Here is an 11439-nt window from a genome sequence, read left to right on the forward strand (position 1 = left end):
GACCAATACTGATTTAACAATCACATCTCCATCAACATCACTAAAGACATTGCTTAAGTTAATAACACTATTTTCGGCATCTTCGTCAACATTGACATCTGTAATCGGATTGAGGACAGTTGGTGGATTATCGACTGCACCGACATTGACAACGAAAGTATCGTCAACAGTTTTACCGTTGGATGTTCCCCGAATTGTAATATTAGCTATCCCAGATTGATTGTCTTGATAGTCGAGGGTTAACTGATTGTCAACGATGGTAGCAGTGACTAATCCCGGATTACTATTGACAAAGACTGTCTTAACAATTAAAGCGATGTCATTGTCGATGTCAGTAAAGACATTAGTTAAATCAATGACGGTATTAGCTGAATCTTCGTCAACATTAACATCAGTAATGGGATTGAGGACAGTTGGTGCGTCATCTACTGGGTTAACTGTAACTACTAAAGTATCGTCAACAGTTTTACCGTTGGATGTTCCCCGAATTGTAATATTAGCTGTACCTGATTGATTGTCTTGGTAGTCAAGAATTAACTGATTGTCAACGATGGTAGCAGTGACTAATCCTGGATTACTATTGACAAAGACTGTCTTAACAATCACATCTCCATCAACATCACTAAAGACATTGCTTAAGTTAATAACACTATTTTCTGCATCTTCGTCAACATTAACATCTGTAATCGGATTGATGACAGTTGGTGCGTCATCTACTGGGTTAACTGTTACTAGGAAAGTATCATCAACAGTTTTACCGTTAGATGTTCCCCGAATTGTAATATTAGCTATCCCTGATTGATTGTCTTGATAGTCGAGGGTTAACTGATTGTTAACAATAGTAGCGGTGACTAATCCCGTATTGTTATTGACCAATACTGATTTAACAATTGAAGTCGGGTCATTATCAACGTCAGTGAAGATATTAGTTAAATCAATGACGGTATTAGCTGCATCTTCGTCAACATTGACATCTGTAATGGGATTGATGACAGTTGGTGGATTATCGACTGCACCGACATTGACAACGAAAGTATCGTCAACAGTTTTACCGTTGGATGTTCCTCGAATTGTAATATTAGCTATCCCAAATTTATTGTCTTGGTAGTCGAGGGTTAACTGATTGTCAATAATAGTAGCGGTGACTAATCCCGTATTGTTATTGACCAATACTGATTTAACAATTGAAGTCGGGTCATTATCAATATCGGTGAAGATATTAGTTAAATCAATGACGGTATTAGCTGCATCTTCGTTAACATTAACATCAGTAATGGGATTGAGGACAGTTGGTGAATCATCTACTGGGTTAACTGTAATGACAAAACTTGTGACATTAATATTACCACCTGCTCCATCAGCTACCGTAAAGCTAAAGCTATCACTGGTCGTTTCTCCGCCATTATGAATGTAGGATAGTAAGCCACTATTAATATCAGCTTGGGTAAAGGTGTTATTAACCGCTAACGTGACTCCATTGCGTTGTAAATTTCCATTTGTCGGAATCGTACTGATGGTAAAAGTCAACTGATCCGAGGTATTATCTGGATCTGTAACAGCCAGCAGACTATTAGAAATAGCAGAATTAGCTCCTTCATTAAGAGTTAAGCCTGTATTGACCGAGATTTGTGGAGGTTGATTAACTGCGCCACCGATTTGTATGGTTGCATCTGCCGTCGTCGGTGCTGCTTCTGTATTACCTGTGTTATCAACCGCAAGCGAATAGAAGGAGTAGGTATGTCCGGCTGTCCCCGTGTAAGTTGCTTCGGTTAATTCAGTATTATTGAGCCAGACTGTATAATTACCGCCATTATCAGAGACATAAATAGTATAAGTCGCCAAAGCTGATCCTATATCTGTTCCTGTCCACTTAACGGTAAATTCAGGGTTATCCGTCGTGGTTGGTAAAGTATCAACTTGACTGGTGGGTTTAGTGACATCAAGAGTATTGAAAATGGGTGGGGTATCGATGGGTTCTTCCGTATCAAAGACGATCCGCGCAGTTGCGTCAATTACATCTGCGGTTTGTACAGTGTTTTTTGTTTTAATACTATAAGTAACAAAACCTTCCCCGACTCCATTTTCATCATTAGTGGGTAAAAATCCTTTTTGTGCGTCTAAAGGTGCTTCTCCCGTCTCTGGATCAACGGTACTAATCCGCCAAGTAGCGATTCCTGTAGTAGTCTCAATGGAAACAAAAACATCAACATAGAAACCCTTAGTTTCAGTTAAGTCAATTCGTCCTTGATGGAAAGCGCGATCACCAGCTAACTCATAAGTGTTACCACTCCAACCATAATCATCAACGCGGAAAGTGCGCCAATCAAGATCAGAATCTAACTGTTGAGTAATGACTACTTCTTGAGCGGGTGCAGAAGCAGTAGCAGCATTTTCAAAGCGGATGGTATAACCGAAACGTTCATTAGTATTAATCCATTGCTCATCGCCGAAACCTTTGGGTCCTAAGATATCGTTAGGGTCACGAGGACGAATTACATCGGGATCATAATCATCGTCATCATTATCATCATCGTCGTCACAATCACCAAATAAATAACATTTGAAATCGTCAATTAGATCATTTACTGTGTCCCCGATATCATCTGCTGTGTTGTCAATCCAGTCTGCAATATCACTAATCCCATCTTTGAGTTTATCTCCGATAAAATCACCTATATCGCCTATGGCATCGTCTATAGAGTCTACTAGATCCTTTAGCCCCTCCACTATATCGCCTGCTGCATCTGCGAGATCACTAATGCCATCGACTATATCCCCTATACCATCAACAAGATCATCAATTCCATCTAGTATTTGATCGATATCATTGAAATCGTTAGGCGGCTCTAATTTACCATCTAGTAAGTCGCCTATCCCATCAGCTATATTGTTTAGTCCATCCAATATATCACCTATACCCTCTACTATATCGCCAGTACCATCTCCAATTTTGTTAACTAAATCATTCAACTTATCTTCTAACTGTTGGGCTTTATCTTTGACATAACGTTCTGCTATTTCAGCTACTTGCTCCAATCCTTCGGGAGTCAAAAGATCCTTGAAGTCAGGAGTACTTCCAATTTCGAGTAAATCTTTGATTGGTAAATCTTTTAGCCCTGCATCCCAATAAGCGTCAGGATGAGTTTCATAGGCAAAGTCTCGAAAAGCATCAGTATTTCGTTCAAGTTCAGCAAAGGCACCAGGGGCGGCATTTAGACGATCTTCAATGGCTCGTTGTAAATTTTCACGGGTTTTTTCTAACCACGCTTGACCTTCAGGACTTAGTTTTTTAGCCGTTTCATTTGTAAATCGAGAAACATATTTTTCTCCATACTCTTTATAGTAATCAGGAGGTTCTTGTCCTGGATTACGCCGTTGAAAATCTTTGTAGCGAAAATCATAATAATCTAAACTTCCTAATTGATCGGGAGGATAGGGAGTTGGTTGACTCGAATCATTTAAGATATTAATTTCTTGGAAAGTGATCGTTTCAACTTCTAATGATGAAACACTTGAATCAGCTTTGCTTATATTTGTCCAGGTTATTCCATCCCAAGTAGTTAAATATTCTTGATTGCCTGTATCGCTATCTCCAAAAACTACCCAAGAAATTGCTGGTGTTCCATTGTCTTGACCCTGTAAACGCATAAAGGGTAACTGGTTGGTTGCTGGTTGAGCAGAGCTAGGAATTAAGTTTCCATTGCCCCATTGATAACTATCACCAATTTTTCTAGCGATCGCATAGTTAAAGTTATCATTATTATCTACCCAGACTGCCATTAAAATAGGGGAAGAACTATCTACTGGATCAACTACTGCTAGTAGTTGTATGCGATTTCCTTGGGCTTGAGGGATTGTAATGGGAGTTGTCCATTGAGCAGTAATCTCGTCATAGGTTGCATAAGCAATTGATCCATTTTGTACTACTAATACATGGCGACTATCATCGGACGCGACGGTCAACACCGGCTTTTCTTGAGAAGGGGGTAAATCTCTTAATAAATCTCGTGGTGGAACATAATCGACTTCTAAATTGAGAATTTGGGGTGTTGCGCTTAAATTTACCGTAATATTAATCGGTTCATCCAAGGAACCAGCCACTCTGAGTTGATAACTTCCTGCATCGAGTCCTGTTAATTCAAAATCTCCCAAGTCGTCAGTGAAAAAACTTCGCCGAACAGGGTTACTAGTATTGATTCTTTCAAGAATAATTAAACCTTGAGAGATCGAATTTCCTGTATTTATGTCTGTCAGTGTGCCTTTAAATGAGACAGAAGGAGAATAATTAGCATTCTGCTGGTAAATTTTACCGAACAGTTCATTAACATCGTAAATCGGTTCATTTTCAGGAGAAACAATAGCAGACATTTTATTGAGCAAGAGGACATATTCCCCATAAGTTCGTACCTGTGAGGCAATATTTCTAATAAAGCTATCCCACTGAGTATCAGTCAATCCACTAGGACGAATCGAAGCTTCAAAACTATTCCAATCAACAGGCGTATTATTATCCGCAGAATAAGTACGGACACTGAAGTTAACTGGATCGGTACTGCTATTGAAATATATTGGCAGTGTATTAAGATCTCCAGGTCGTAAAATTCCCTGTGGACCTTCATTACTAACACCCAATAGATGTAGTGGACCACTGGAACTTAGTCCCTTTAAAGTCGTTCCTACTTGGGTATTGGTAACACTTTCAATAATCAACAGAGGAGCGATCGCATCAGTATCACCTTCGTTACCGTAGTTAACATTGAAAATATAATTGCGGCCAGGGCGAACTTCTTCCGGTCCTGTGATGTTGGAATTTAAGTCATAACCTGTAGCTGTCTGAACCGTGATACTATCTGCCAAAATAACGCTACTACCGTCGCTATGTTTAGCTTTAAGGTCATACAAACCGATTGGATCATCAAATAGATCAAATGTGACATAAGCAAGGGTAGAATTTTCTAGATACACTTGTTCTGCTTCGATGACACTGCCATCGGAAGCGAGCAGTTGGAAGGTAGTACCTTCAATGAATTTTGCCCCGTAAATTTCTAAGGTAGCTTCGCCAAAGTTACCAATAGTGTCAGTATTTACCTTTGTAATTGAGAAAGGAATATCTTGAGCGAGAATTTGGTAACTAGGAGAACCACTAACTTGATCCCCATACGCTAAGACATAATAAGTTCCTGTTTTTTCAATGGGAATTACAATTTCCGGATCGGCGTTAAAGGGTTGGGTAGTAGTCAGATCAAATTGCCCCCGGCTCGGCATTTTCCCATAACTGACATACAATTCATTAAAGGATTGATTATTGCTGCTATCAAAACTCAGTCGGATCGCTTGTCCTACTTGAGCATCAAAACGATAATAAACTGACTGTCCTTGTCCTAAATTACCTGTATCTGGCGTTTCTAAGCCTAATTCTTCGACATCTAAGGTAATTTTACTACTAGAAACTCCGACATTATTACCCTCATTTACTTCAGAAACTTGATTGAGGATGTCACTCCGCACGATAACGTAAAAATTCCCTAAATTAACCCCCGGGACAACCCCATTTAATACCCCAGTATAACTCGCACCACTTGCAATATCTCCTGAATGATTTACTTGTCCTACTAAAGCATCACTGACATCCCACTGGGTATCTTGTGACAGATAAACGGAATCTTTCCAACTTCCGTAAGCAGTATCTGTCCCTTGGTTCTGTACAGTATAGTTAATACTGATATTTTGTCCAGGAATGCCACTGCTAGGAGTAGCAATATTAGTAACTACTAAATCCGACGGTGGAGGAATAATAATTTCCGTCGAGAATCCGTCATAATTAACATTATTGATCTCTCCTAACCGTTCATAAACGGCATTACCGCCATCCGTCACCACGAAGGCGTAAAAACGTCCCCCTAAGCCTCGCGGTATGTTAAAAGATTGAGTTGCAGTATAACTATCTCCTGCATTTAATCCCCCCGTATGGTTGCGATATCCTAAATAAATATCACTGGTGCGATCGAATACTTGATCACGGGATAGATAAACGGCATCATACCAACTTTGACCCGTATTGGCATCATTATTAACAACCGTCCAAGTTAAACTCAGAGATTGTCCGGCAATTCCCTGTTCCGGCGCATCCACGCCAGTGACAGCCAGATCAGCAGAAGGAGCGGGAGTAATCGGTAGGCTTCCGGTTCCCGAACCGCCTCCACTGCTACTATCGCTGGCTAAAACGTTATTATTCTCAAATGTACCTTCAATAACGTTATTATCCCGGTCAGTTTGCACCAGAACATAGTAACTACCGTTCAAATTAACAGGAAGGGAGAAAGTACCCGTGGCACTATAACTTGCTGATGGCTCTAAGGCTCCTGAACGATAAACCGACCCTAAATTAATGTCATCACCGCTGACATTTTTATCTAAAGACAAATAAACCTGATCGTACCAATAATTGCTATTAGTACGTCCTACCCCCAAATTCGCCACCGTCCAATTGAGGGTCAGCGGCTGTCCGGGAGTCACGGTATTTGGCAGAGTAATGCTAGTAACTTGTAGATCGGGAGTATCACGAGAGATGGTGAGGGGAAAAGCACTAGAGGCATTATTTCCCTCATTGCTACCTTCATAAACGCTATTAGCCGAATCAGTGACGACAAATAGTTGATAATTGCCTTCTAAGGTAAAGGGTAAAATAACACTTTCAGTCCGACTGTAGGTACCATTGGGAGCTAAAAGTCCGGTGCGGGTGAAGCTGGCGAGGGTCAGATCATCTGCATCTCCTAAAACCTCATCGTTAGAAACTACAAGGCGATCGCTCCAACTGTTAACAATGGTATCCCCAGTTCCCTGGTTTTTCACTGTCCATTGCACTTGAATTGTCTTACCAGCTTCTCCCGTAGTTGGAATAATTGCGTCAGTGACAACTAAATCCGCCGGTTGGGAGACAATTTGTACTTGATTGATGCTTTGAGTGACGTTATTAACATTATCTAATTCAAATACTTGATCGCCGCTATCTGTCACACCAAAGACGTAGTAGGTGCCAGTTAAGGTATTGGGTAAGGCAAAGTTAGCGGTACGATCATAACCATCACCTGGATAAAGAATGCCATACTGGCCGACACTACCCAAATTAATGTCCGTTGCCGTATTTAGTTGATTATCGCTGGAAAGATAGAAGGTATCGGTCCAATAATAATTCGGGGTTTCTGTGGCTCCAAAGTTAGTGACTCGATAACTGATGCTTAAACTGCTACCAGAACGAGCATTGTTCGGAATTGTTAAGGATTCAAACTCTAAATCTGGTGGCGGCGTTAGGGTAATGTTCGTTGCTGTGGTGTCGTAGCCACTATTGTTATTCTCAAAAACGTGCTCATAAACGTTGTTATAGATGTCGCTTTGGACAAAGAAGAAGAAACTTCCCGCCACACCAATGGGTAAATTAACTGTCGCTGAACCAGTATAATTTTCACCGGCATTTAACGCACCACTATGATAGAAATCTCCCAAAAAGCGATCGCCTGCATCTAAAGTTGCATCCGCCGACATCAACACGCGATCATACCAAGCTGTTTCTAAAGTGCGTCCTGTACCAGCATTAGTGACAGTCCAACTCAGGTTCATTGGTTGTCCTGAGAAGGCTCCATTAGGAGCATTAACCGCCGTTACTTGTAAATCGGGGGGTGGAGTTAAATTAACATCCGTCGGCCCACCAGATCCCCAATTATCTCCTTCATTACCAACTTCGGTAACGTAGTTATAAACATCAGTTTGTACAAGGAAATAGTAATTGCCATCAATACCGCGAGGTAGGGTTACGGTTAAGCTGTTGCTATAACTATCATCCGGGTTGAGATAACTAGGATTAACTGCTTCTCCTAGATAGGTATCAGTATTGTCATAAGTAGTATCGAGGGACAAATAAACTCGATCATACCAAACAGGCGCATTAGTGGCACCAGTACCGACATTTTTCACTGTCCATTGTACGACGGTTTCTTGACTAGAAAAAGCCGTCGATGGTGCAGTTACCCCGGTAACTTGTAGATTAGGAACCGGAGCAAGCTGTAGAGAAATCGGACGATCATCTGTAGTAGTATTGTTCGATTCGTTCTGCGTTCCTTCAGCAACTTGTCCGTAAAAATCGGTCGTTACAACCACTCGATAGTTACCAGTTAAACTGAGGGGAACGCTGTAGGATTGAGTACGATTTAAGGAGGCTCCGGCGGCCAAGCTACCTGAATATTCAAAAATTCCGACATACTGGGTGGCACTGGTCGCCGTATTAACTAAATACACATAATCATACCAAGTTCCTTCTGCGGTTGCTGCTCCTTGGTTTTTGACAGTCCAATTGATATCAATTGGTTGTCCAGACAAGGATTCAACCGGTGCGGTAATATCACTTACTACTAAGTCGGGAGCATTGAGATTAATGGCGACAGCACGAGTATTGTTAGTTTCGTTAGTTTCTCCTTGACCTCCCGAACCATCAGCGACAAAGATTAAATAACGGTTTCCTGTGGCAAAGTTGGGGAGGTTGATATTGCGAGTAATGCTGTAACTTCCACCGGCGGCTAATGGTGTTTGGGTGGAGATTAATTCTTGGGTGATGTAAGTGTCAGCATTAGCATCAAAAATAGCATCGTTGGAGAGGTAAATGCGATCATACCAATCCGTAGGAGCGGCGCTTGTCCCTTGGTTTTGTACTGTCCAAGAAACTTCAATACTCTTACCGACTGTTCCGGTTGCAGGTACGGAAGCATTAGAAACAATTAAATCGGGAGCAGTTAAGCTGATAGCAACCGCAGCGAGGTTATTATTTTCGTTGATTTCTCCTTGATAATTGTCTCGATCAGTAACAAAGAGTAAATATTGATTACCGGGGGTAAAACTAGGTAAGGTGACATTCTTGCTGATGGTATAACTTGCACCAGTAGCTAAAGGCGTTTGTGTCGCTATCCATTCATCAGTAACTTGAACGTCATTGCTATCTAAAGTTTGATTACTGGAGAGATAAACTCGATCATACCAATCCTGACTTGCTGCTCCCGTACCGTTATTAGTGACAGTCCAAGTTAATTCAACTGTTTCTCCTAAAATGGCACTTGTCGGAGCATTGGTTGAGGTAACTCGAAGGTCGGAAGCGGAAATATTAATCGGTAGGGAATAGACGTTGTTATTTTCGTCTGTCTCACCTTGATAGTTATAGTTATCAGCCTTGAAGAGCAAATAGCGATCGCCAGTAGCGGTACTGGGTAAGGTAACATTGAGGGTGCGGCTATAGGTTGCTCCGGCTGCTAGGGGAGTAAATGAACCTTGCCAAACTTCTGTCAGATAAGTATCATCGCTATTACCGAAGATTTGGTCAGTAGAAATCACAACCCTGTCGTACCAATCAGCATTAGCCGCAACAGTTCCTTGATTCTTCACATCCCAAGTAACGCTAATCGTTGCACCTACAGTTACCGATGCGGGTGCAGTAGCATTTGAGACAATTAAATCTGGTGCATCTATGCGGATAGGAATGGCACGATTATTATTATTTTCGTTGGTTTCTCCCTGTGCATTATTGCCATCTGCTCGGACAATTAAGTAACCATTGCCAACGAAGTTTATTTGATTAGGTAAGGTAATATTTTCGGTTTTGCTATAGCTTCCTCCGACGGCAACGGGAGTTTGTGCGGCGGCTGAAATACTGGTTATCAAAGTATCAGAACCGTCATAAGTATCATTACTTGACCAGTAAATATAATCAGTCCAATCGGCGGGTGCTTCTACTGTTCCTTGGTTTTGTACTGTCCAAGAAAGGCTGACTGTTCCTCCTAATGCTCCTGACTCTGGTGCCGTAGCATTACTAACAATTAAATCCGGCGAACCAATAGTAATGGGAATAGCTTGGCTATAGTTGTTGTTTTCGTTGGTTTCTCCTTGATTATTATAGGCATCAGCGCGGAAAAAGATGTAATAATTTCCCGGGGTAACATTGGGTAAGTTAATACTGCGATTTATAGTGTATGTACCGTTCGCTACCAAGGGGGTTTGAGTGCTTATAAATTGTTCAGCAATGTAACTATCATTGCCATTGCCAGGGATATTATCAGAAGAAAGGTAAATAACATCATACCAATCCGCCGGTGCATCTGTCGTACCCTGATTTTTCACCGTCCATGATACATTAATCGCTCCATTCACAACCCCACCACTGGGTACAGTTGCTCCAGATATGATTAAGTCTGGCGCACCTAAAGTAATAGGAACAGCATAAGTATTATCGGTTTCGTCTGTTTCTCCTTGTTGGTTGTAGTAGGAGTAAGAGTATTGATCTGTAACAAAGATCAAATATTTAGCACCGGTTCCTGCATTACTAGGAATGGTAATATTTTGGGTGTCTGTATAATTTGTATTAGCGGCGAGGGGACTTCTTGCGGCTTCCCAGAAAGCACTAATCCATGTATCCCCACTATCCCAAGTCTGATCATTAGACAGATAAACTGAATCATACCAATCAGCATTGGCCGGAACAGTTCCATTATTTAGTACCGTCCACGAAACTGATATAGATCCCCCTAAAATACCAGTACTAGGCGCAGTCGCACTGGTAATAGTTAAATTGGGTGCAGTAATATCAATTGCCTGAGCATAAACGTTATCGTCTTCGTTGGATTCCGTTTGGTAGTTATAAGCATCTGTCTTAAATAGTAAGTACCCACTTCCTACCGCCTGGCCGGGTAAAGTAACGTTACGACTTACTGTGTAGGTTTCATTGGGTTCTAAGGGTAAGCCGTAGCTACTGGAGATATATTCATAACTGATGACTGTAACATCATCACTATCCCCATAGATATTATTCTTAGAGAAAACTACCTCGTCATACCAGTAAGAACTTCCCGTAGTTACAGAACCGTCATTTTTTCCTGTCCAAGATAGGGTAATATTCTGACTAGCAGTAGCGGTAGTCGGAGCGGTGACATTAGTAATAATTAAATTGGGTACAGCAATATCAATCGCTTGAGCATAAACGTTATCGTTTTCGTTGGATTCTGTTTGGTAGTTGTAAGCATCTGTCTTAAATAGCAAATAGCCATTACCTACTGCATTACTGGGTAAGGTGATGGTACTACTTGCTGTATAGGTTTCATTCGGTTCTAAGGGTAATCCGTTGCTACTAGAGATATATTGTTGATTAAGATAAATATCATCACTATCCCCATAGATGTCATTGGTGGAGAAGACTACCTGGTCATACCAGTAGTAACTTCCTGTAGTAACAGAACTGTCATTTTTACCCGTCCAAGATAGGGTAAGACTCTGACTAGCAGTAGCAGTAGTCGGTGCTGTTACTTCAGTAATAATTAAATTGGGTACAGCAATATCAATCGCTTGAGCATAAACGTTATCGTTTTCGTTGGATTCTGTTTGGTAGTTGTAAGCATCTGTCTTAAA

General features: G+C 41.2%; 1 protein-coding gene. It reads right to left on the minus strand.

Going from position 1 to position 11439, the window contains the following annotated elements:
- Positions 1-11439: CARDB domain-containing protein (locus IM477_RS13945; protein WP_287732173.1), on the minus strand; the 11439-nt coding region annotated here is incomplete at both ends.

Origin of the sequence: Microcystis sp. M090S1 (assembly GCF_020246295.1) — a bacterium.
In the GTDB taxonomy this organism is placed as follows: domain Bacteria; phylum Cyanobacteriota; class Cyanobacteriia; order Cyanobacteriales; family Microcystaceae; genus Microcystis; species Microcystis aeruginosa.